Source organism: Nonomuraea sp. NPDC003214 (assembly GCF_053590035.1).
Genome location: NZ_JBSFSX010000011.1, coordinates 138,319 through 158,807 on the forward strand (window position 1 = coordinate 138,319; position 20,489 = coordinate 158,807).

General features: G+C 72.8%; 21 protein-coding genes. 6 read left to right on the forward strand and 15 right to left on the reverse strand.

The annotated features are described in order from the left end of the window. Positions 1-10 precede the first annotated feature (10 nt). Entirely contained in the window at positions 11-799 is a 789-nt protein-coding gene (locus ACWDXC_RS32920) for an SDR family oxidoreductase (protein WP_449988426.1), read from the forward strand. Between the two features lie 28 nt (positions 800-827). Here the strand turns inward: ACWDXC_RS32920 and ACWDXC_RS32925 are convergent, their stop codons facing one another. The 8 genes from ACWDXC_RS32925 to ACWDXC_RS32960 all read right to left on the reverse strand — a co-directional run bounded on the left by ACWDXC_RS32925 (position 828) and on the right by ACWDXC_RS32960 (position 9,052). Beyond that, a complete protein-coding gene (locus ACWDXC_RS32925) occupies positions 828-2,003 on the reverse strand; it encodes an FAD-dependent monooxygenase (RefSeq protein WP_449988429.1) in 1,176 nt (391 codons plus the stop codon). A gap of 1 nt (position 2,004) precedes the next feature. After that, positions 2,005-2,577, reverse strand: a complete 573-nt coding sequence (locus ACWDXC_RS32930; protein WP_449988432.1) for a TetR/AcrR family transcriptional regulator — start codon at positions 2,575-2,577, stop codon at positions 2,005-2,007. A gap of 78 nt (positions 2,578-2,655) precedes the next feature. Further along, positions 2,656-3,609, reverse strand: coding sequence for an endonuclease/exonuclease/phosphatase family protein (locus ACWDXC_RS32935; protein ID WP_449988434.1), 954 nt, complete (start codon positions 3,607-3,609; stop codon positions 2,656-2,658). Positions 3,610-3,641: 32 nt separating this feature from the next. Next, the gene (locus ACWDXC_RS32940; RefSeq protein WP_449988437.1) at positions 3,642-4,883 is read right to left on the reverse strand and encodes a Gfo/Idh/MocA family protein; all 1,242 of its coding nucleotides are present in this window, start codon (positions 4,881-4,883) and stop codon (positions 3,642-3,644) included. 10 nt (positions 4,884-4,893) lie between these two features. Next, complete coding sequence (locus ACWDXC_RS32945) at positions 4,894-6,081, reverse strand: ROK family transcriptional regulator (protein WP_364177729.1); 1,188 nt, start codon at positions 6,079-6,081, stop codon at positions 4,894-4,896. Positions 6,082-6,129: 48 nt separating this feature from the next. Further along, positions 6,130-6,948 carry a carbohydrate ABC transporter permease gene (locus ACWDXC_RS32950; RefSeq protein WP_449988440.1) on the reverse strand — a complete coding sequence of 273 codons (819 nt, stop codon included), beginning with the start codon at positions 6,946-6,948 and terminating at the stop codon, positions 6,130-6,132. After that, entirely contained in the window at positions 6,945-7,787 is an 843-nt protein-coding gene (locus ACWDXC_RS32955; protein ID WP_219509373.1) for a carbohydrate ABC transporter permease, read from the reverse strand. Before ACWDXC_RS32955 ends, ACWDXC_RS32950 begins: the two co-directional genes overlap by 4 nt. Beyond that, positions 7,784-9,052, reverse strand: coding sequence for an extracellular solute-binding protein (locus ACWDXC_RS32960; RefSeq protein WP_449988443.1), 1,269 nt, complete (start codon positions 9,050-9,052; stop codon positions 7,784-7,786). Before ACWDXC_RS32960 ends, ACWDXC_RS32955 begins: the two co-directional genes overlap by 4 nt. A 145-nt stretch (positions 9,053-9,197) precedes the next feature. On the opposite strand from ACWDXC_RS32960, the gene ACWDXC_RS32965 reads away from it, so the two are divergent. After that, a complete protein-coding gene (locus ACWDXC_RS32965) occupies positions 9,198-10,709 on the forward strand; it encodes a phosphodiester glycosidase family protein (RefSeq protein ID WP_449988446.1) in 1,512 nt (503 codons plus the stop codon). 15 nt (positions 10,710-10,724) lie between these two features. Here ACWDXC_RS32965 and ACWDXC_RS32970 read toward each other — a convergent pair whose 3' ends face one another. Continuing rightward, entirely contained in the window at positions 10,725-11,948 is a 1,224-nt protein-coding gene (locus tag ACWDXC_RS32970; RefSeq protein WP_449988449.1) for a serine hydrolase domain-containing protein, read from the reverse strand. Between the two features lie 122 nt (positions 11,949-12,070). Here ACWDXC_RS32970 and ACWDXC_RS32975 point away from each other — a divergent pair, with 122 nt between their 5' ends. Beyond that, positions 12,071-12,847 (forward strand): MerR family transcriptional regulator, encoded by a 777-nt coding sequence (locus tag ACWDXC_RS32975; RefSeq protein WP_449988452.1) that lies wholly within the window; start codon positions 12,071-12,073, stop codon positions 12,845-12,847. A 40-nt stretch (positions 12,848-12,887) separates the two neighbouring features. On the opposite strand, the gene ACWDXC_RS32980 is transcribed toward ACWDXC_RS32975, so the two are convergent. Further along, entirely contained in the window at positions 12,888-13,733 is an 846-nt protein-coding gene (locus ACWDXC_RS32980; RefSeq protein WP_449988455.1) for an MBL fold metallo-hydrolase, read from the reverse strand. A 49-nt stretch (positions 13,734-13,782) separates the two neighbouring features. Continuing rightward, the gene (locus ACWDXC_RS32985) at positions 13,783-14,457 is read right to left on the reverse strand and encodes a winged helix-turn-helix transcriptional regulator (protein ID WP_449988458.1); all 675 of its coding nucleotides are present in this window, start codon (positions 14,455-14,457) and stop codon (positions 13,783-13,785) included. A 107-nt stretch (positions 14,458-14,564) separates the two neighbouring features. Between ACWDXC_RS32985 and ACWDXC_RS32990 the strand changes: the two genes are divergently transcribed. Continuing rightward, positions 14,565-14,972, forward strand: a complete 408-nt coding sequence (locus ACWDXC_RS32990) for a tautomerase family protein (RefSeq protein WP_219509367.1) — start codon at positions 14,565-14,567, stop codon at positions 14,970-14,972. Positions 14,973-15,123: 151 nt separating this feature from the next. On the opposite strand, the gene ACWDXC_RS32995 is transcribed toward ACWDXC_RS32990, so the two are convergent. Genes ACWDXC_RS32995 through ACWDXC_RS33005 form a run of 3 tightly spaced genes read right to left on the reverse strand, consistent with a single transcriptional unit; the run spans position 15,124 to position 17,025 of the window. Next, a complete protein-coding gene (locus ACWDXC_RS32995; protein WP_449988461.1) occupies positions 15,124-15,471 on the reverse strand; it encodes a hypothetical protein in 348 nt (115 codons plus the stop codon). Positions 15,472-15,526: 55 nt separating this feature from the next. Further along, complete coding sequence (locus ACWDXC_RS33000; RefSeq protein ID WP_449988464.1) at positions 15,527-16,462, reverse strand: CU044_5270 family protein; 936 nt, start codon at positions 16,460-16,462, stop codon at positions 15,527-15,529. Continuing rightward, complete coding sequence (locus ACWDXC_RS33005) at positions 16,462-17,025, reverse strand: RNA polymerase sigma factor (protein ID WP_357589234.1); 564 nt, start codon at positions 17,023-17,025, stop codon at positions 16,462-16,464. Before ACWDXC_RS33005 ends, ACWDXC_RS33000 begins: the two co-directional genes overlap by 1 nt. A gap of 223 nt (positions 17,026-17,248) precedes the next feature. Here ACWDXC_RS33005 and ACWDXC_RS33010 point away from each other — a divergent pair, with 223 nt between their 5' ends. Together ACWDXC_RS33010 and ACWDXC_RS33015 are read left to right on the forward strand one after the other, a co-directional pair. Further along, the gene (locus ACWDXC_RS33010) at positions 17,249-18,325 is read left to right on the forward strand and encodes a right-handed parallel beta-helix repeat-containing protein (protein WP_449988468.1); all 1,077 of its coding nucleotides are present in this window, start codon (positions 17,249-17,251) and stop codon (positions 18,323-18,325) included. 70 nt (positions 18,326-18,395) lie between these two features. Further along, a complete protein-coding gene (locus ACWDXC_RS33015; protein WP_449988471.1) occupies positions 18,396-18,986 on the forward strand; it encodes a hypothetical protein in 591 nt (196 codons plus the stop codon). 9 nt (positions 18,987-18,995) lie between these two features. On the opposite strand, the gene ACWDXC_RS33020 is transcribed toward ACWDXC_RS33015, so the two are convergent. Next, positions 18,996-20,432, reverse strand: coding sequence for an aminotransferase-like domain-containing protein (locus ACWDXC_RS33020; RefSeq protein WP_449988474.1), 1,437 nt, complete (start codon positions 20,430-20,432; stop codon positions 18,996-18,998). Positions 20,433-20,489: the final 57 nt, after the last annotated feature.

Consider the following 20,489-nt stretch of genomic DNA (forward strand, 5'->3'; position numbering starts at 1 on the left):
AGGAGTGGCAATGACCTGTGCAGGGATCGCGGGACGGCGGTACGTGGTGACCGGCTCGGCCTCGGGCATCGGCGCGGTGACCGCAGCGATGCTCCGCGAGCGCGGCGCCGAGGTCATCGGTTGCGACCTCGCCGACGCCGACATCGAGGCCGACCTGTCCACGCCCGAGGGCCGCCGGTCGCTGGTCGGCCAGGTGACCGAGCGCGAGCCCGTCGACGCGGTGCTCGCCGTCGCCGGGGGCGGCAGGACGGGGCTCCTGGAGACGAACTACTTCGGCGCGGTGGCGACGCTCGAAGGGCTCCGGCCGCTGCTGGCGCGGAGCGAGGCGCCCCGCGCCGTGGCCGTGTCGTCGACCTCCTCGCTGGCGCCCGCGGACGAGCGCGTGGTGCAGGCGTGTCTCGACGGCGACGAAGCCGCGGCCGTCGCCTACGCCGCCGCGGCCCCGTCCGGCGGCGGCACTGCGGGCGCCTACGGCATCGCCAAGCGCGCGCTGAACCGCTGGGTGCGCAAGGCCGCCCCGACCCCCGCATGGGCGGGAGCCGGCATCGCCCTGAACGCCGTCGCGCCCGGCGTCGTCGACACGCCCGCGGCCTCCTGGATCCTCGCGAGCGAGGACGTGCGCACCGCCGTGGAAGCCGCGGCGCCGCAACCGTTCGGCGGCTTCCCCGGGCGGCCGGAGTGGGTCGGCGAGCTCATCTGCTGGCTCGCCGGCGCGGACAACCGCTTCGTCACCGGCCAGGTCATCTTCGCCGACGGGGGCGCGGAGTCGGCGCTGATCGGAGATCTCCACTGGCGCTGACGATCCGAGCATGACCCCCTCCCACGCCTCAGGCCGGGGAATGGCTCATGACGTCGGCGAGCCTGGTGTCCCTGCCCGCGAGGACCGAGCTGACGTAGCCCATGACGAGGGGCACCCGGCTCAGCCGGAGCATCAGGCGCCGGACCCGCAGGTCGGCCGGTGAGGAGGGCAGGAACCAGCGGGCCATCGACCGGGCGTTGCGCTGCTTGTCCTCGACCACGGGCCGCCACAGCCGCTCGAACCCGGCCGTGGCCCGCTCGATCTCCGGCTCGTGCGCGAGCCGGTCGGCGAGCAGGAAGGCGCCGGCGAGCCCGAGCGACGCGCCCTGCCCGGCGATCAGCGACACGGCGTGGGCGGCGTCCCCGACCAGGACGACCCGGCCGGTGCTCCACTCCGGGACCTCGATCTGCGCGACCTGGTCGTAGTAGATCTCCTCGGCCGGCGGGCACCGCTCCAGCGCGCGCGGCGTCACCCAGCCCAGGCCGGCGTAGGCCCGCCGGACGGCCGCCCGGGGGTCGTCCGGAGTCGCGGGGTCGGCGCTGCGGTGCACCGTGAACGCGGCGACCCGGCCGTCGCGGAGCGCGTAGAAGCCCATCTGCCGGTCGGCGGAGTCGGTGAGGCAGAACGCGTGCCTGACGGCGGCGTGCACGTCCGGCGCGTCGAAGACGAACGCCGCCGTGTGCAGGCCGAGGTAGCGCAGGTAGCGGTCCTCCGGCCCGAAGGCCAGCCGGCGGACGGTCGAGTGGATCCCGTCGGCGCCCACGAGCAGATCGGCGTCCAGGACACCGCCGTCGGCCAGCGTCACCGTCACGCCGCCCGGGCGGTTCGCCACGCCGGTCAGCGCCGTGCCGTAACGCAGGTCGACGCAGGCCGGAAGGGCGTCGGCCAGGACGGCTTCGAGGTCGGGGCGCAGCAGGCTCAGCAGCGGGCCGCGCGAGAAGCTCTTGGTCCGGAGCGTGGCGCGGCGGCGGCCGTCCCGGTCGACCAGCCGCCCCTCGTCGTAGTGGTAGGCCGCTCGTTCCAGCGCGGGCAGCAGGCCCATCGCCTCGGCCGCCTCCAGCCCGGGGCCGAAGAAGTCGATCATGTATCCCTGCGGGCGGGGCCCGGGGGCGCGCTCGACCACCACGACCTCGCCGCCCAGGGCGGCGAGCCGGTGGGCCAGGGCCAGGCCGCTGATCCCGGCCCCGCAGATCACCGTTCGCACGTCATCCCTCCTCGACCGGCGCGGGGACGAGCCTGCGGAGCACCGCCGAGAGATCGTCCGCCTTCAGGCCCAGGCCACGGTGCAGCAGGAGGCCGTCCACGGAGGCCGCCAGGACGGCGGCCGTCTCGAACGGGGCGGGCACCCCGTGCCGCTCCAGCCAGCCGCCGAACCGCTGCCGGAACTCGGCGACCAGCTCGGCGATCCGCCCGCGCAGCTCGTCGTCGCGGGTGCTCGCCAGGTACGCCTCGACGAACAGCAGCGAGCTCGCGTCGGCGCCGGTGTACTCCTCGGCCGACGCGAGCATCGTCCCGATCGCGTCGCCGGGCGACCGGGCGCCTTCGAGCAGCTCGTTCAGCCCGGCCAGCAGCTCCCTCATCCGGCCGGTCGCGGCCTCGCGCAGCAGGCTCGGCAGCGAGGGGAAGTGGTAGTGCACCACGCTCGGCGTCACCCCGGCGCGCTCGGCGAGGATCCGGGTGCTCACCGCCGCCCAGCCGCGCTCGGGGATGAGCTCCACCGCCGCGTTCAGCAGGCGTTTCCGCACGTCGCGTCCGCGCTCGGCCGCCGGGGATGTCATGGCTTCCTCCGATCAGGGCAGTCGTCCTGTACGACTGTCCTGATCGTATGTCCGGACGAGGCCACGGGCAAGGGCCGGTCAGTGTTCCCAGGCCGCCGCGCCGCGCAGCAGGTGGTGGTCCGACATGCCCGGCGTGCACGCCGCCGCGTCGCCGCGGACGGTCGTGAACCAGTAGTGGCTGAGGAAGACGTAATCGATCTTCCCGGGCTCGCTGACGTGGGGCGAGCACGGCAGCTTCGCCGTCGCCTCACCGCTCCTGCAGCGGTCCCGGGTCTGCGCGCACGCTGACCCGAAGTGCTCCTTGTCGTTCTCGTCGACCTCCTGGAACACGCCGTGCCCGCCGGTGTGGCCGTACAGCGGGTCAAGGGTGTCGTCCGTCGGGAGCACGTTGAAGTCGCCGCCCAGCACCACCGGCTCGCCCTGGGCCGCGTACCCCTCGGTCAGGGTCGCCACGCGCTCCACCTGGAGCCTGGCGGTCGCGTCGTCGGGGTCGATGTGGGTGTTGCAGGCCCGGACCTGGCGGCCGGTGACGGTGGCGCGGGCGCACAGCAGGATCCGGTTCTCGACGTCGCGCGCCTCGGGCAGCGGGTGGACGACGCGGGAGCCGTTGTCGATCGTCCCGGTCCCGCCCTTGGCGAAGATCACCAGGCCGAAGCGCAGGTCGTCGCCCCAGCGCGAGCAGCCGGGGGCGGACGGCAGGGCCGCCGCCCACACCGAGTCGTACCGGGGCTCGCCCGTACGGCCGCGCAGGTGGTCACGCAGCAGGGTCCACTGCCCGTAACAGACCTCCTGGAGCATCACGAGGTCGGCGTCCCAGGTGTCCAGGGCGCGCACGACCACGTCCCGCCACGCGATCGCGGAGTCCTCGTAGATCGGCGGGCAGTGGCTCGCGCCGCCGCAGACGTTGTAGCTGATGAACCGCGGGCGCGGCCAGTTCCCGGCGTCGGGCGCGTCCGCGCGGGCGGGCCCCGGGGCGAGCAGCGGGGCTAAACAGATGAGGGCGGAAAGGACCGTTCTGAGCGCTGCTCGCATGGGGCGAGCTCCTTCCTGTCGCGGTTCCGGCCTCACTCCACGGTGATGACCCGGTCGGTGAGCCTGGCCCGTTCGGCGGCGAAGACGGCCAGGTGGGAGGCGAGCGATTCGGCGGGGCCCGAGCGGATCAGGCCGCGGTCGCCGGTGGCGACGGCGCGGACGAACGCCTCCATGAGCCGCTCGTCGCCGCCCGCGTGGCCGCCGCCCGCCGTGGGGTCGCCGGTCGGCGTGACGGCGATGGTCGTGGAGTCGCCGGTGCGGAAGTCCTCGACGACGACGCTCCGGCCGTCGCACGACAGCTCGCCGTGGGTGCCGAAGATCCTGGTACGGCGATGCCCGCCGGTGTTGAAGCCGGTCATGGTGAACGTGCCGGTGGCTCCCCCGTCGAACTCCAGGGCGACGACCTGGTGGTCGACGACGTCGTTGTCGCAGTCGTAGACGCACCTGCCGTACGGCCCGTGCCGGAGGGCGCCGGTGAGGGCCTCCTCGGTGAAGGTGGGTGTGACGACGCTCAGCGGCCAGCCGTGCCGCCCCTCGCGCAGCCGTCCGAAGTACAGGCGCGTCGCGGAGTACGGGCAGCCGGGCTCGACCGCGCAGTCGAGGCAGCGTGAGGCCGCTCCCTCGGGGCGGTTCTCCGGGCGGAAGTGCTTGAGCCCGCCGAAGCTCGACACCCGCCGGACCGGGCGGCCGACCACGTACTGGAGCCAGTCGAGGTCGTGCGACGACTTGGCCAGCAGCATGAAGCTGGCCTGGTCGGACCTGCGCCAGTTGCCGCGCACGTAGGAGTGCGCCTGGTGCCAGAAGCCCACGGGTTCGAGGTGCTGGACGGAGACGATCTCGCCGATCCGGCCCGAGCTCAGCACGGATCGCACGGTGTCGGTGTACGGCGCGTACCGCAGCACGTGACAGACGGCGAAGATCACCCCCGTCCGCTGGACGGCCGAGACGATGGCGCGGCACTCGGCCTCGGTCGGCGCCAGCGGCTTCTCGACGAGCAGGTGGCAGCCGAGCCCGGCGAAGGTCCGGGCCGGGTCCGCGTGGTCGGAGTCCTGGGTGGCGATCACGACGGCGTCGGCGATCCGGCCCGCCTCGGCCAGCTGCCGCCAATCGGGGAAGACCCGGGCGCCGCTCGGGCGGGCCAGGGCCTGGGCCCGTTCCTCGGCCGGGTCGGCGACGGCCACGATCCGGGCCTGGTCAGGGTGCTCCAGCGCCCACCGGGCATATCCGCTGCCGCGGTCCCCGGCTCCGACGATGGCCAGCGACACAGGTGACATGCTTCTCTTCTCAGCCATTCAGGTTGTCCAGCAGGGAACTTTCGACGACGTCCAGAGCGGTGCGCAGGGCCCCGGCGGTGACGGCCCGGTCTCCGAGCGACGACACCTCCAGCCGGGGCGGGAGCGAGGTCATCTGCGGCAGCCTGCGGCGGATCGGCTCGGCGATCTGCTCTCCGGCGGCCGCCACGCCGCCTCCGATGACGATCAGCTCAGGGTTCAGGAGCAGGGCCAGCGTGCCGACCGCCCTGGCGATGCGGGCCAGGATCTGCTCGAGGACCTGCTGGGCCTCCTCGTCGCCGTCGCGGGCGGCGGCCATCAGGAGCGCGGCGTCGCCCGTCAGCCCCTCGGCCTGGCCGGCCGGCGGCTCGCCGTGCTCGCGCAGCCTGGCCACGACCTCCTTGCCGACATGGCTGGCCAGCGCGCCGATGCCCTCGGCTCCCGGGGTGTGCTCCAGCAGGCTGAGGAAGGCCATTTCACCGGCGCCCCCGTCGTGGCCGCGGAAGACCTGGCCGCCCGAGACAATGCCCGCGCCCAGCCGTTCGCCGGCCAGCACGTAGATGACGTCCTCGCTCGCGGCGGCCACGCCGCGCCAGCGCTCCCCCACCACGGCGAGGTTGGCGTCGTTGTCGGCCAGGACCGGCGCGCCGAACGAGCGGCCCAGCTCGGTCCTGAGGTTGAGGCCCTTCCAGTCGGGCAGCACGTCGCAGGCCAGCACCACCCCGGTTCGGGGGTCGACGACGCCGGGCGTGGCCGTGCACACCGCCAGGACGGCGGACCGGTCGACCCCGGCGGGCTTCAGCGCGGCTCGTACGGTCCTCCGAACACCGTCGAGCCGGGCCTTGCGGCCGAGTTCCTGCCCGAGCTGCCGGACCTCGGTGGCCAGGACGGCGCCGCGCAGGTCGGCCACCGAGACGACGCACTTGTGCACGCCGATGTCGATGCCGACGACGTAGCCCCGTTCCGCCCGCAGCCGGACGAGCCTGGCGGGACGGCCGCGGCGGCCGGCGGTGGCGTCCTCGGTCTCGGCGATCAGCCCGATCCTGCGCAGATCCTCGATCACCGCGTCGACCGTGGGCCTGGACAGGCCCGAGGCGTCGGCCAGCTCGGCGAGGCGGATCGTGTCGACCTCCCGCAGGACGGCCAGCGCCTTCTCGGCGTTCAGCCGGCGCAGCAGGGGAGCGGTCGCGGAAGACGTCATGGCAGCACTCTCTCGGGCAGACGGTGGGTTCCGGCGTGAGGCATGGTGTCACCCCTTCACGGCGCCGGAGGTGAGTCCGGCGACGATGCGGCGTTGGGCGAGCAGGACGAGGACGACCACCGGCACCGTCACCATCAGGGCGGCCGCGGCGATGGCGCCGTACGGCTGCTGGAACTCCGAGTCACCGGTGAAGAAGGCCAGCGCGGCGGGGACCGTGCGCGAGGCCTCGGTCGAGGTGAGCGAGATCGCGAACAGGAACTCGCCCCAGCAGCCCAGGAAGGTGAGCAGGAACGTGGTGACCACGCCGGGCACGGCCGCGGGCAGGACGACCCGGACCAGCGCCTGGAGCCGGGTGGCGCCGTCGACCTGCGCCGACTCCTCCAGCGCGCGCGGGATGGTGCGGAAGAAGGAGGTCAGCAGCCAGATCGCCAGCGGCAGCGAGAAGGAGACGTACGGGATGATGAGGCCGAGCCAGGTGTCGAACAGGCCGAGCTCGGTCCACAGCGTGAACAGCGGCCCGACCAGCGCGATCGCCGGGAACATCGTCAGGCACAGGGCCGTGCCGAGCACCAGCCCGCTGCCGCGGAAGGCCAGCCGCGCGATCGCGTAGGCCGCGAAGATGGCGACGATCACCGAGACGGTCGTGGCGATGAGCGAGATGCCCACGGAATTGCCCAGCGCGCTGGTGAACACCGGCTTGGTGAACAGCCCGGTGTAGTTGTCGAGCGTCGGCGAGGCGGGCAGGAAGCGGCCGTCGTTCTGCAGGGTGGCGGGCTTCAGCGACAGGCTCACGACCCAGGCGATCGGGGCCAGGGTCCAGACCGCGACGGTCAGGGTGACCAGGATGTCCGCGATGCGCCGTTTCATGATTCACCTCTGAACGCTCTGACGAATCCGGCCGCGATCATCGCCACGCAGACGAACAGCAGCACCGAGACGGCCGAGCCGAGGCCGACCTCCAGGTCCCTGATCAGAAAGCGGTAGCTCAGGAACGACAGGGTCTCGGTGCCGACGGCGCCCTGCGTCTGGATGTAGACGGTGTCGAAGATCCGGAACGCGTCGAGCGTGCGGAAGAGCAGCGCCACCATGATCGCCGATCGGATGGCCGGGATCGTCACCCGCCACAGGCGCTGCCAGGCGCCGGCGCCGTCGACCTTGGCCGCCTCGTGGACCTCGCCGGGCACCGTGACGAGCCCGGCCAGCAGCATGAGCGCCATGAACGGCGTCGTCTTCCACACCTCGGTCAGCACGATCACCGTGTACGCCGACCAGGTCTCGCCGAGCCAGTTGAAGTCGCCGCCCACGAAGCCCACCGACGGCTGGAAGGCGAAGCGGAAGGCGAACGCCGACACCACGGTGAGCACGGCGTACGGCACGAGCACGACGGTGCGCAGCAGCTGCCTGCCCCACAGGACCTTGTGCATGGCCAGCGCCAGGGCGAAGCCGAGCACGAACTCGATGCCCACGCTGGTGACCGTCAGGATGACCGTCGAGGACAGGTCGCGCCACCAGTCACCGCTGGTGAGGATCTCGCGGTAGTTGCCGAGCCCCGCGAACGCGCGCTCGCCGGGGGCGCTCAGGGAGTAGCTCTCCAGCGACAGCGCGACGGTCCGCAGGACGGGCACCACCGTCACCGCCGTCATGAGGAGCAGCGCCGGGCCGGCCATGAGCCAGCCCAGCCGCCGCTCGGTGCGGATCCGGTTCACTGTCCCACGGCCTCGGCGACGGCCGCATGGGCCTTGGCCGCGGTGTCAGGGGTCACCGACGCGGGCGGGTGGAAGGCGGTCTGGATCGCGGTCGACAGGGCGTTGTACTTGCGCACCATCGGACGGGGCTCCGCCTCGGCGATCGAGTCCCGCATGACGTCGGCGAACGGGAACGCGGCGCGTACCTCGGCGTCGTCGTAGACCGACGCGCGGGCGGCGGGGATGCCGGCGCCCATCATGAAGCCCTTCTGCGACTGCGCGGAGGTCAGGCAGGCGATGGCCGCGTAGGCGCTCTCGCGCTGGTCCTCCGGCGTGCCGGCGCCGATGGCGAGGTTGGAGCCGCCGAGCGGCGGGGCGCTGGGCCGGTCGGCGGCGACCCTCGGGTAGCGGGCCCAGCCGTAGTCGTCGAAGACCTTCTTGAACGCGGGCTCCTTCGCGGCGCGCTCGGCGGCCGCGGCGTAGACGTAGCCCCAGTTCGTCATGAACGACGCCTCGCCCTGCTCGAAGGCGGCGCGCATGGTCTCCTCGTCGAGCGTGCTCAGGCCCTTCAGTGCCGCCGGGCCGGTGGCCAGGGAGCCGATGACGGTGGCGGCGGCCCGCCCGGCGTCGCCGTCGAGTCCGGGACGGCCCTCGGCGTCGACGACCTGCCCGCCCGCCGAGGCGACGAGCGCGTTGACGAAGACCGTGTACCCCTCGTAGCGGTTGCCGGGCGTGGCCACCCCGCGCTCGCCCTCGGGCAGGCGGCCGGCCGCCGCCAGAAGCTGTTCCCAGGTCAGCTCGCCCTTGGCCGGGTCGATGCCCGCCTGCGCGGCTCGCGACTTGCGGTACCAGAGCAGCTGCGAGCCCGACAGCAGCGGCGCCGCGTAGAGTTCGCCCTTCCACGTGGCGGACTTGAGAGCGCCGTCGAGCGTGCCGTCGGTGACGGCCTTGGCGGTGGCGCCGGGCAGCGGCAGGATCCAGCCTGCCTCGGCGAACTCGGCCGTCCACACGACGTCCATGGTGATGAGGTTGACCGCCCGGTCCTTGGCCGACAGCCGCCGGACGAGCTGCTCGCGCTGCTTGTCGGAGCCTTCGGGGAGGGTCTCGACCTTGATCGTGTACTTGCCGTCGCGCGTGCAGGCGGCCACGGCTTCCCGCGTGGGCGTCTCGGCGTTCGGGCCCTGCCACCAGGTGAGCGCGACGGGGCCGTCGCTCCCGGCGGCGGCGCACGCGGTCAGCGGCAGGGCGGTGAGTGCGGCCGCCGCGAGCCGAAGCAGATTCCTCATGAGGGGGTCCTTGGGTCGGTGGGGTGCGGAGGGTTGCTCTTTTTTTCAGGGTCATTTATTAATTGACCCTGAAGAATAGGAGCCGCTCGATGCGCCGTCAAGACACGGGTCTCCGCCGGGCCGGCCACGAGAACGAAGGACGCACATGCCCAGCACAGCCTTAACGTCCCTGGTAGCGGCCTTGACCGTGCTGCTGCCCGCCACGGCCGGAGCGACCCCGCCCGGCCTGCCCCCGGGCGTCAGCCTGACCACGCTCTCGCTGGGCGCCCAGGACGCCGACGACCACTGGACGGTCCACGTCTACCTGCCCGCGACCCTCGACGGCCCCGCCGCCACGGCGGGCACCGCGCTCGGACCGAGGCAGATCGCCGACCGGATCGCCGCCGCCCTGCGCGAGAAGGGCTTCACCCCCCGCGTCGAGCGGGTCGACCTCCCGGACTTCGCCGACCGCCCGGCGGACGTCCTCGGGTGGACCGTACGGGTGGGCCGCTACGCCACCAGCGGCGAGGCGTCCGCCGAGCTGACCCGCATCAGGGCCGCGGGCTTCGCCGGCGGCACCCGCTACACCGCGCAGGACGGCGCCGACGCGAACGCGCCCCAGAAGGTGCACGTGCTGCGCGTCGACTTCCGCGAGTTCCGCGGCACTGTGGACACCGAGTTCGGGCAGGCGCTCAACGGCCCCGAGACGCTGACCGACCTCATGGCCGCGACCGGCGCCGCCGCCGGGATCAACGCCCAGTGGTTCTATAACCGGGCGCCCGGCGGCCTGTACGTCAAGAACGGCAAGCTCATCGGCTCCGCCACCCAGGGCCGCGGCGGCATCAAGATCACGCACGGCGGCCGCCGGGTCGACGTCGACGCGTTCACCGCGCGCGTGACGCTGCGCGCGGGCGGGGCGACGGCCGAGGTCGACGGCGTCAACCGGCTGCCCGGCGAGGTGTGGAACTGCGGCGGCGTCGGCGGCGACCAGCCCACCGAGAAGCCCCAGCACGACCTCAGGTGCACCGACTCCAGCGAACTGGTGCTCTTCACCCCCGAATGGGGCGTGCCACCCACGGGCGAGGGCGCCGAGGCCGTGCTCGACGCCGACGGCACCGTGCTCGCGGTCAACACCACGCGCGGCGCCGCCGTCCCGGCCGGCGGATCGGTCGTCCAGGCCATCGGCGACAGCGCCGCCTGGCTGCTCGGCCACGCCGCCCCGGGAAGCAAGCTGACCGTCACCGAGCGCGTCGAGGACAGCAGTGGCCACCGCGTACCCCTCACCCCCGACACCACGATCCTGCAGGTCGGGCCCACCCTCGTCCGTGACGGCAGGATCTCCGTCAACGCCGGCGCCGACGGGCTGATCCGGGAGGGCGCCGACCAGACGTTCACCTACAACTGGACACTGCGCGCCAACCCGCGATCCATGATCGGCATGGACGACCGCGGGCGCCTGATGCTCGTGGTCGTCGACGGCAGGCGGGCCGGATACAGCGAAGGGCTCGGCATCGCGCAGGCGGCCGAGCTGATGAAGCGGCTCGGCGCGGTGGAGGCGATGAACCTCGACGGCGGCGGCTCCAGCGTGCTCGCCACGTCCGGAGCGGGCATCGTCAACCGGCCCTCCGACGCCACGGGACAACGCTCCCTGGGCAACGCCATCCTGGTCAGACCGTAGCCGGCGCCCCGGCATTCAGCCGTCGAGGGCCTGGTAGAGGGTGGTCCAGAAGTCGTGGAACAGCCGCGCCGGGGCCGGGGTGGACATCCCGGTCTGGGTGAGCAGGATGCCCGTGAGCTGGTTGGCCGGGTCGGCGTGGACGGTGGTGCCGGTTCCGCCGTCCCAGCCGAACTGGCCGACGGGAGCGTAGTCGCTCCGGCGGGTGCGCACCGCCATGCCGTAGCCCCAGCCGCCGTGCAGCGCGAGCCCGGCCGACAGGTGCGCGATGTTCCGGTACATGGTGTCGCGGGCGGCCTGCTGCCCGGGCGTGAGGCAGTTGGTGGTCATCAGCTCGACGGCGGGCCGGGACAGGATCCGCCGTCCCTGGTGCACGCCGTGGTTCAGCAGCATGCGGAAGAAGGCGTGGAAGTCGTCGACGGTGGAGACCAGCGCGCAGCCCTCGAACACCGGGGGCCGGCTGACCCGTCCGCCCTCGGCCTCGTCCCACACGAGGAACTCCCCGGTTCGCGGGTCGGGCCCGTACAGGGGCGGCAGCCGGTCGATCTTGGCGGCGGGCACGTGGTGGCCGGTGTCGGTCATGCCCAGCGGGTCGAGGACGCGTTCGCGCAGGAACGTCCCGAACGGCCGGCCGGTGACCCTCGCCACGAGCACGCAGAGCACCTCGTGGCTGAGGTCGTACTGCCACCGCTGCCCGGGCTGGTACGACAGGGGCAGCTCGCCCAGGCGGCGCATCCACTCGTCCGGATCCGGCGCCGGTCCGGACGCCACGCCGTAGTCGGTCGCCTCGAAGAGCGCGGCCCTGATCGGGGCGTTCAGCAGCTCGAAGTCCATGCCGAGCCCGAGCGTCGAGGTGAGCAGGTCCCGTACGATGATCGGCCGGTCGGCCGGCACGGTGTCGTCCAGCGGCCCGTCGGGACGCTTCAGCACCTTCCGGCCGGCGAGCTCGGGCAGCCACTCGTCGACCGGGTCGTCCGGCCGCAGGCGGCACTCGTCGAGCAGGACCATCGCCGCGGCCATCGTGACCGGCTTGGACACCGACGCCATCCGGAAGATCGTGTCCCGGCGCATCGGCGCGCCGCCGTCGTGCCGCATCGTCCCGAGCGCTTCGACGTGGGTCCGGTCTCCCCTGCTGACGAGGGCGACCAGCCCGGGAATCTTCCCGGACTCGACATGGCGCGCCAGCACCTCGCGCAGTCTGCGCAGCCCCGCGTCGGAGAAGCCGCTGTTGCTCTGTCCCATCGTGAACCTCCTGGTGTACGCCCTTCCGAGGGGCCTTGCGGGGAGCGTGCACCCTGCCCTTAGGTCAACGTCAACCCGGTCGCGTCACCCGTGGACGCGAGGGCCGCCGGTACGCTGTGCCGATGGCAGACGGGCTCACGATCGGTCAGGCGGCGGCGTTCGTGGGCGTCACGATCAAGACCGTGCGGCACTATCACCGGCTCGGCCTGGTCGCGGAGCCGGAGCGGGACGGGTCGGGCTACCGGCGCTACCGGTCGACCGACCTGCTGCGGCTGGTCCAGGTCCGGACGCTGGCCGAGGCCGGTGTGCCGCTGGCCGAGATCGGTGACCTGCTCGACTCCGGCCCCGAGGAGTTCGCCGCGTCGCTGCACCACGTCGAGCGGCGGCTCACCCAGCGGATCGAGGAGCTGACCGCGCGCCGCGACACGCTGCACCGGCTCGCCCACGGTGACCGGGCCCTGCTGCCCGACCGGGCCTGCGCGGTCCTGGAGCGGCTCGCCGAACTCGGCTTCGGCCCTGACTACGTGGCCGCCCAGCGGGAGGCCCTGCTGCTGGCCCGGGCACTCGTCCCGGAGATCTTCGAGAGCTTCCTGACCCGGCTCGAACACTCGCTTGACGATCCCGAGCTCGTCGAGCTGACCAAGCGCGGCGTCGATGCGATGTCCTGGGATCCCGGCGACCCGCGGATCGAGGAGCTGGCGTCCGCGCTGGCCGACAGGCTGCTGGCCGACCGCGCGCTGCTGGCGCCGCCGCCCGCGTCCCGGAGCCGGTCCGACGCCGCCGCCCGCTACGGCCTGGTCAACCACCACCGGGAGGACGAAGCGCCGGGCATCGCCCGGTTGAACGCGCTGGTCGAGGCGAAACTACGCGCGGCGGGCATCGACGTCCCGCGCCAATGACCGGAGTTCGCGGTCGCTTGAGCACCGGAGCCGGCCGGGGTCACACCGCGACGAACGGCTCCGTCAGGTGCGGTGTCGCCAGGTGCAGCGTGGTGGCGGGTGCGCGGTCGAGCATTCGCTTCCTTGACCGCCTGGCCGCCCCGGGGTCGAGCTCGTGCGCGTAGGCGAGCTCGGGGTGGAGCACCTGGAGCGCGTGCACCAGGAGGTCGCCGGTGACGAGCACCAGCTCGCGGCCGTCGTCCACCACCACGCTCTGGTGCCCCGGCGTGTGACCGGGCGTCGCGACGATGCGCCCGGCGCGCAGCCGCGTGTCCCCGTCGAGAAGCCGGAGCCGGCCGGCCGCCTCCAGCGGGTCGGTCAGGGTCTCGCGAAGCTGTGGGTTGAGCGCGTCCAGGGCCTCGAACTCGGCCCGCTGGAGCAGGTAGTCGGCATTCGGGAAGTAGGGGCGACGGCCGCCGGGCGCGGGCGCGCCGTCCGCCGGCGGGACGGCCGCCTCGGTCACGACCGCCCACCCGACGTGGTCGGTGTGCAGATGCGTGAGCACCACGGTGTCGACCTCGGCCGGGTCGAGGCCCGCGGCCGCGAGTGAATCGGGGAGCCTGCCGGGCACGGGCGCCCACGAGCCGGCCGGGCTGTCCGCCGGGCCGATCCCGGCGTCCACGACGGTGAGGCCCTCGTCCCCGCGGATGGCGTACGCGCGGAACTGGAGCCGCCAGCGGCCCTCGGCGTCGACCGCGCCCGGGTCGTAGCGGTCGGCCTCGGCCCACTGGGCGGCCGTGGCCTCGGGGAAGGCCTCGGCGCGCGGGGAGAAGAACGGGCCTTCGGCGTCGGCCAGGGCGATGATCTCGGCCGAGCCGATCCGGAGTCGGGGAACACGCAGGGACATGGCCGCGATCCTGCCACGCGCTCCGCGCGGGGCGGTCACCCGCACGTGATCACTGAGGGCCGGGGAGCGGGGCCGGCTCGGGGAGCGGGAAGAGGCCGAGGAACCGTTCGGCCAGGTCCAGGGGGCCGTCGATCACCAGGTCGCCGGCCTTCAGCGCGTCGGCGACGGGCAGGCCCTCGTGCAGCAGCGCGGTCAGCGTGGCGGGATCGGCGCCGATGACCACGTCCGCGTGCTCCGGCTCCCCGCGGGCGGCGTCGAGCCGGCCGCCGGCGATCTCGACGCGGAAGCGCTGCTCGCCCATGTGGAGGGCGATGACGGCGTCGAGCCCGGCCGCGGCTTCCGGGGCGAACAGCGCCCTGAAGGACAGGACCAGCGAGTCGACGCCGATCGCGGCGTCGTGCCGGAGCCTCGGCGAGCGGCTGGCCCAGCGGCCCAGGTGCCGGACGATCGGTTCGAGCTGCATGCCCCATTCGGTCAGGTCGTACACCCAGGAGCCGGCCGGGGCGGGCAGCTTGCGCCGCTGCACGATGCCGGCCTCGGCCAGCTCGCGGAGTCGCTGGGTGAGCACGTCCGGGCTGACGCCCGGCAGGCCGGTGCGCAGGTCGGTGAAGCGTTTGGGGCCGAGAAGCAGCTCGCGCACCACCAGCAGCGTCCACCGCTCCCCGATCAGGTCGAGCCCGTGCGACACCGCGCATCCGTCGTCGTACTTCCGCTTGCCCGCCATGCCCCGAGTCTAGCAGCCGTAGTTCTGAAACTTACCTCTCTAGTTGTTTTTTCCAATCAACTAGTTGTACGGTCCAACCACACGGTCACCGAAAGAGGAGAACGGACATGCCGCAGTTCATCATCGAAGCCCCCACCGGGGTTCGAGCCGACGCCAAGCAGAAGATGATGAAGCAGATCACCGAGGCGATCGACGCCGCCTACCGCATCCCCGACGTGCGGATCTGGCTCCGCGAGTACGCGCCCGACCAGGTGGCCCAGGACGGCCGGATCGCCGCCGAGCCGATCCGGCCGTTGTGCTTCCTCGAGGCCCCGGAGCTGTCCAGCCTGGACGCCAAGCGGAGCATGACCGAGAGGATCCATGCCGCGATCGCCGAGGCGTACCAGGGCCTCGCCAACACCGACGAGACCCTGATCCTGATGAACCACTACCCGCTCGAGAACGCCGGCTGGGCCGGCCGCCTCCAGTCCGACGACCAGGAAGCCGTGCGAGCGATCGCCCAGCTGAACGGCTGACCCGGACAGTCCTTTGACCGGTGCCGCAGCAGCCCGTGCCTGCCCGGTTGCGGCATGGACTGCTGCGCACGGCACCGCCGGATACGCGAGCGAGATCGACGGCCAGCCACCGGCTGCCCGCTGGGCGACCAGGTCGGGCAGCCGTCCGGGCTCAGAGCGGGGCCACGGTGCCCACGCGGGCCTGGAGCGCGTCCAGCACGTCGACGTGCTCTGGCGGCACCGCCACGTCCAGCGTCAGGCTGCCGGCGGCGATGGAGAGGCCGAAGGTGAAGAAGGAGCAGCAGCCGTTCTCCCGGGCCGCCAGTTCGGCGGCCCGGGCGGCGTTGTCCGGGCTGAGGACGAGCTCCAGGCGCAGCCGGGTGCGCTCCGGCCGTGCCACGCCCCGCACCGCGTCGGCGAACAAGGCGTCGAACTCGGCCACGCGAAGCGGCTGCTCGGCGCTGGGCAGGGTGCAGGAGGAAGGCACCCAGCCCAGGCCGGGGGCGATGTCGTGGGTCATGCCTCGACGGTAGCCCGGCGGCCGGGCCCGCGTGCGGCCCGGGATGCCGCCGTGGTCAGGAGCGGCGGCCGGGCTGGTCCACGATCGTGGCTTCCAGCTGCGCCGTCAGGCCCACCGTGCCCGCCTTGAAGGTCTCCTTACTGCCATCGGCCCACTCGTAGGTCCGATCCTGCAGCCGCGTCGAGTTGGTGCCCAAATACCGGAAGGTCTGCGGGTCCAGGACGAGATAGCTCCGCGCCTCGGCCTCGGTGATGCTGAACGCGACGCCTCGCCGTCCGTCGGCGACGGGCACATCCTGGGTCACCGTGATGCCCTTGATCGTGGGCAGCGCGCGGAAAAGCGCGGCCCGCACCTCGGGGGCGAGCCACTGCTGGGAGATGAGCTGGTTGATCTCCATGAAGAGCATCACCGGCGGGACGTGGCCGTTCAGCTCCTGCGGCCCCCGGCGGTCCTCGTCGAGGATGGCCGCCTTGATCCTGGCGATCACCCCCGGCGGGGTGACAGGCGGTTCGGCCAGCTCAGCCGGGTTGAAGATCGCGCTGCCTTGGAACATCAGCTTGCCGCCCTGGTACCAGGCCGACCGCTTGCCGTCCACGCTCGTCCACCGTTCCCAGGTGTCACGCTGGTCTCGGTCGACGTCCCCTTCGACCCCGGTCAGCTGCAGTTCCTTGGTGTAGAGCCACTGTCCGGGGCCCGGCGCGGGCATCGGATCGTTCTCGGCCGCACGGGCGGCGCGCTCGCCCAGCTCGGTCACGCTGGCCACCGGTGCCATGCCCGGCTCGTCCCTGAGCGTCACGACGGTCCCGCCGACGACGAGGGCCAGAGCCGCCGCCACCGCGATCCGCCAGCCGAACCTTCTCGTGCGGGACGCGGCCGGCTTCGCCGCGACCTCCGGCTCGTGGATCGCCGTCATCAGCCGCGTCCTGGCCGCGGCCGCGGCTTCGTCGGTCATCGCCGGGGTGTTCCGGCGGAACTCCTTGATCACGTTCATCACAGCTCCTCGTCCCCGAGTACGTGCCTGGCCTTCTTCCGCGCGCGGTGCAGGCGTGACCGTACGGTCCCCACCGAGATGTCCAGCGCTCGCGCCACCTCCTCGTACGACATGTCCTCCCACGCCACCAGCAGCAGCACGTCCCGATGCCCACGGGGCAACGACGCCAGCGCCCCCGCCAGCTCACGCTCCCTGCCCTGCGCCGTCACCCGGCGCGTCACGGTGTCGGCCAGCGCCTCGGGCAGCGGGTCCACGCCGGTGCGGCTCAGCGCCCGCAGCAGCCGTTCCTCCTGCCGCCGGTGCCTGGCGATCAACGTCGTGGCGATCCCGTACAGCCACGGCCTGGCCAGCGCGCACGACGTGTCGTACGTGCCGCGCCTGCGGAAGGCCGCCAGGAACGTCTCGGCCACGATGTCGTCGGCAGCCTGTGTGCCGAGCCGCCGGGCCGCGTACAGATGGATCTGCTTGGCGTAGCGATCGAACAGCGCGGCGAACTGCTCTGGGTCGTGCGCCGAACGACGGATCAGCTCTCCGTCGTCGATCTCGACCGTCTCAGCGCTCAACGCCTCTCCTTCGTGAGTGGGTGTTTCACCGTGCTGTCTCCCGAAGGGCGTCACCGGGTTCCCGATGCCGTGCGACTTAATAAGGGTTCCTAACCTGTGGCCTGAATCAGATGGGACGTCTGCACCGAGGGCTTGCAGACGGGTGCCTTCCCGCTTACGCTCCGCGTTAAGTTAGGAAACTCTCCTAATGACTCCCCCGACACCCCCCATGTCAGGAGCGTCGATGCTACCTGTGGTGTACGAACCCGCTCGTCGCCGTCTGCTCGTGGCGGCCGGCGTCACCGCGCTCACCCTGGCCGCGCAGCCTGTCTGCGCTTCGGCCACCGTCACGACCGTGGACGTCTCCACCTCCGCCGGGCTGGTCGCCGCGCTGGCGGGCGCTCAGCCGGGGCAGACGATCCGGCTGGCGCCCGGCGAGTACCGGGGCGCCTTCGTGACCGAGCGCGACGGCACCGCGTCCGCGCCGATCACGCTGACCGGGCCCGCCACCGCCGTCCTGGTCAACGACGGCCCGTCGGGACAGGCGCCCGCGTGCCCCGTCCCCGGCAACGGCTGGGACTCCGGCTACGGCCTGTGGCTCTACGGCGCGCCCCACTGGAGGCTGACCGGCTTCACCGTCAAGGACTCCAAGAAGGGAATCGTCCTCGACGACTCCCGGCACGTGACCATCGACGGCGTCCACGTTCATCACATCGAGGAGGAGGCCGTGCACTTCCGCCGGTCGTCCTCCGACGGGGTCGTCATGAACTCCCGTATCGACAACACCGGCTCGGTCAAGCCCGGGTACGGCGAAGCCGTCTACATCGGCTCGGCCAGTTCGAACTGGTCCTGCCACGGCAACTCCGGCGGCGTGGACCGCAGCGACCGGGTGCAGGTGCTGGACAACGTCCTGGGGCCCGGCGTCGCCGCCGAGCACGTCGACGTCAAGGAGGGCACCCACGACGGCGTCATCCGGGGCAACACCTTCGACGGCCGGGGCCTGTCGGGGCAGAACTCGGCCGACTCCTGGATCGACGTGAAGGGCATCGGCTATCTGATCGAAGGGAACACCGGCACCTTCTCCTCGCCCGGCGTCCTCGCCAACGGTTACGAGACCCACAACCCGGCGACCAGCCCGTCGTTCGCCAACGGCTGCGGCAACGTGTGGCGGGGGAACCGCTCCGACCTGGGCGGCGTGGGCGCCTACGCCATCAAGATCACGTCCACCTCGAAATGCCGGGCCCGCCCCAACGTGGTGCACTCCTCCAACACCGTCACCAACGCCGTCTCCGGGCTGACGAACATCCCCGTCACCCCCTGAACCCCGCATGGCCGGAGCATCGCTCCTGGTGAGGCAAGTTAGGGAAGGAGAGCAAAAGGGGGATCTTGGCGTGCGAGAGACAAACGGTGAGCTCGTTCTGCGGCCCGATGCCAGGAAGGGGGCGATCTTCCTGGCCGCCGCACTGGTGGCCGCCGTGCTCATCGTCGCCGCCGTCCTGGCCGGCGACGCCCCGGCGGTGTTCGCCCCGATCGTGGGCGCCTTCTTCGCCGTGCCGATCCTCCTGGGGATCTGCGCCTTCGTCCGGGCCCGGATCGTCCTGACGTCGCGGGAGATCGTCCTGCGGGGACTGTTCTACCAGCGGCGCCGGTCACGGTCGCGCGTCGCGGAGGTGGTGCGGGCGACCCTCGTCGCGCCGCGGGGGTCGCCCGGCGACACCCTGTTCGTGCTCGACGCCGACCGCAGCCTGCTCCTGCGGGTGCCCGCCGGCGGCTACGCGCGTGCGGACATCGACCGGCTGGTGAACGCGCTCGGCGTGCCGTGCGGCGGCCCTGATCGCCCGGTCGACGCCGCCGAGCTGGCCAGGACGTACCCGGGCCTGGTGACCTGGCCCGAGCGTCATCCCTATCGGATCGCGTTCACCGTCGCCGGGGTCGTGCTCGCCGTCGTCATGACGGTGATCCTCGTGTCGGTCCTGGCGTGACCGGGCCGTTCACCGCGTGCCCGGCTCGTACAGGGCGGCGTGGGTCTCGATGAGCCTGTCTACGGCGGCGTCGAGCGCCTCCGGCGGGAGGGTGAAGGGAAGCCGCAGGTAGTGGCCCAGGGCGCCGTCGGGCGAGAAGTGAAAGCCCGGGGTGAGGAAGAGGTTGCGGGTGGCCGCGAGGGCGGCCAGCCGGCTGGAGTCGGCGTCGAGGAGTTCGAGCCACAGCGACAGGCCGCCCTGCGGCGTCCGGAAGCGGCACCACGGCAGCGCGGACAGGCGGGAGACCAGATGGTCGCGCTGGGCGCGCAGCTGGGCGCGCCGGCGATCGACGATCGTCTCCTGGCGTTCCATCAGCCGGGTCGCGAGGAGCCGGTCGAACGGTGAGGGGGCGAGGGCGGCCGCGAGAGGGAGCGCCGCCAGGCGGCGGACGACGTCGGGGTGGGCGCGGATCCATCCCACCCGCAGGCCCGGCCACAGGGACTTGCTCAGGGAGCCCACGTGGACGACGCCGCGATCGTCGGCCCGCGTGACGGCGCGAGGCGGCGGGGCGGCGCGCTCGCGCAGGTCGAGCTCCCGCATGGTCTCGTCGAAGACGACCATCGTGTCATGGCGGCGCAGGCGGCGCCGGAGCTCACCGCGCTCGTCCTCGCTCATCAGCAGGCCGGTGGGGTTGTGGAAGTCCGGGATCAGGTAGACGAGGGACGGCCGGGCCGCCTGGAGGGTGTGGTCGAGGGCCGGAATGTCCCAGCCGCCGGAGCCGAGGGGCTGCGCGACGAGCCTGGCGCCGGTGGAGCGGAACACGGCGAGCGCACCGGGATAGGTGGGAGAGTCCACCACGACCCTGCTGTTCGGGCGCAGGAAGGCCGCGCCGAGCAGGCTCAGCGCGGCGTCGGCGCCGCTGGTGAGCAGCACGTTCCCGGCGCGGGTCGCGAACCCCTGGGCGGTGTGGGCGTCGGCGATGGCGGTGTGCAGCGCTGACGGCCCGACGCCGCCGGCGCTGTCGTACAGCAGGACGGCGGGCAGGGCGTCGGCCGCCGCGTGCACCGCCTGGAGGAGCTCGTCGAACGGCGCGGCGGGCTCCGCTCTGGTCAGGTCGAGCTCCGCGCCGTCCCGGCCGGCCTGGCCTCGGTCACTGGCCCACGGCGACAGACGGTCGTGCAGCCGGGGCGGCAGGCAGGTGGTGCTGCCGGAGCCGGTCCGGGTGGTGATCAGCTGGGCGGCCCGCAGGAGGTGGTAGCACGCGGCCACGGTGCCCCTCGCCAGCCCGAGCTCGCCGGCGAGCAGGCGTTCGGCGGGCATCCGCACCCCCAGCGGCAGCCGGCCGTCCTGGACGGCCTTCTCCACGGCCACGGCCAGCCGCTCGGCGAGCGGCCCGTCGCCGGCGCGCCAGTCACCGAGCAGTCGCGGGAAGTGCGACGCCGGTACGCGCCGCACCAGGCCAGTCATGTGGGCCACTTTAACGGGATTGGACCATGACCGGGCAGGCCGTCCCCGCCTAGCGTC

Bases quoted from the DNA above. Each gene is read 5' to 3' on its own strand.
- ACWDXC_RS33010 (WP_449988468.1), top strand. From the start codon at position 17,249: ATGCTACCTGTGGTGTACGAACCCGCTCGTCGCCGTCTGCTCGTGGCG.
- ACWDXC_RS32995 (WP_449988461.1), bottom strand. From the start codon at position 15,471: ATGACCCACGACATCGCCCCCGGCCTGGGCTGGGTGCCTTCCTCCTGC.
- ACWDXC_RS32980 (WP_449988455.1), bottom strand. From the start codon at position 13,733: ATGTCCCTGCGTGTTCCCCGACTCCGGATCGGCTCGGCCGAGATCATC.
- ACWDXC_RS32950 (WP_449988440.1), bottom strand. From the start codon at position 6,948: ATGAAACGGCGCATCGCGGACATCCTGGTCACCCTGACCGTCGCGGTC.
- ACWDXC_RS32990 (WP_219509367.1), top strand. From the start codon at position 14,565: ATGCCGCAGTTCATCATCGAAGCCCCCACCGGGGTTCGAGCCGACGCC.
- ACWDXC_RS32930 (WP_449988432.1), bottom strand. From the start codon at position 2,577: ATGACATCCCCGGCGGCCGAGCGCGGACGCGACGTGCGGAAACGCCTG.
- ACWDXC_RS32985 (WP_449988458.1), bottom strand. From the start codon at position 14,457: ATGGCGGGCAAGCGGAAGTACGACGACGGATGCGCGGTGTCGCACGGG.
- ACWDXC_RS33000 (WP_449988464.1), bottom strand. From the start codon at position 16,462: ATGAACGTGATCAAGGAGTTCCGCCGGAACACCCCGGCGATGACCGAC.
- ACWDXC_RS32935 (WP_449988434.1), bottom strand. From the start codon at position 3,609: ATGCGAGCAGCGCTCAGAACGGTCCTTTCCGCCCTCATCTGTTTAGCC.
- ACWDXC_RS32940 (WP_449988437.1), bottom strand. From the start codon at position 4,883: ATGTCACCTGTGTCGCTGGCCATCGTCGGAGCCGGGGACCGCGGCAGC.
- ACWDXC_RS32975 (WP_449988452.1), top strand. From the start codon at position 12,071: ATGGCAGACGGGCTCACGATCGGTCAGGCGGCGGCGTTCGTGGGCGTC.
- ACWDXC_RS32965 (WP_449988446.1), top strand. From the start codon at position 9,198: ATGCCCAGCACAGCCTTAACGTCCCTGGTAGCGGCCTTGACCGTGCTG.
- ACWDXC_RS32970 (WP_449988449.1), bottom strand. From the start codon at position 11,948: ATGGGACAGAGCAACAGCGGCTTCTCCGACGCGGGGCTGCGCAGACTG.
- ACWDXC_RS32960 (WP_449988443.1), bottom strand. From the start codon at position 9,052: ATGAGGAATCTGCTTCGGCTCGCGGCGGCCGCACTCACCGCCCTGCCG.
- ACWDXC_RS32920 (WP_449988426.1), top strand. From the start codon at position 11: ATGACCTGTGCAGGGATCGCGGGACGGCGGTACGTGGTGACCGGCTCG.
- ACWDXC_RS33020 (WP_449988474.1), bottom strand. From the start codon at position 20,432: ATGACTGGCCTGGTGCGGCGCGTACCGGCGTCGCACTTCCCGCGACTG.
- ACWDXC_RS32945 (WP_364177729.1), bottom strand. From the start codon at position 6,081: ATGACGTCTTCCGCGACCGCTCCCCTGCTGCGCCGGCTGAACGCCGAG.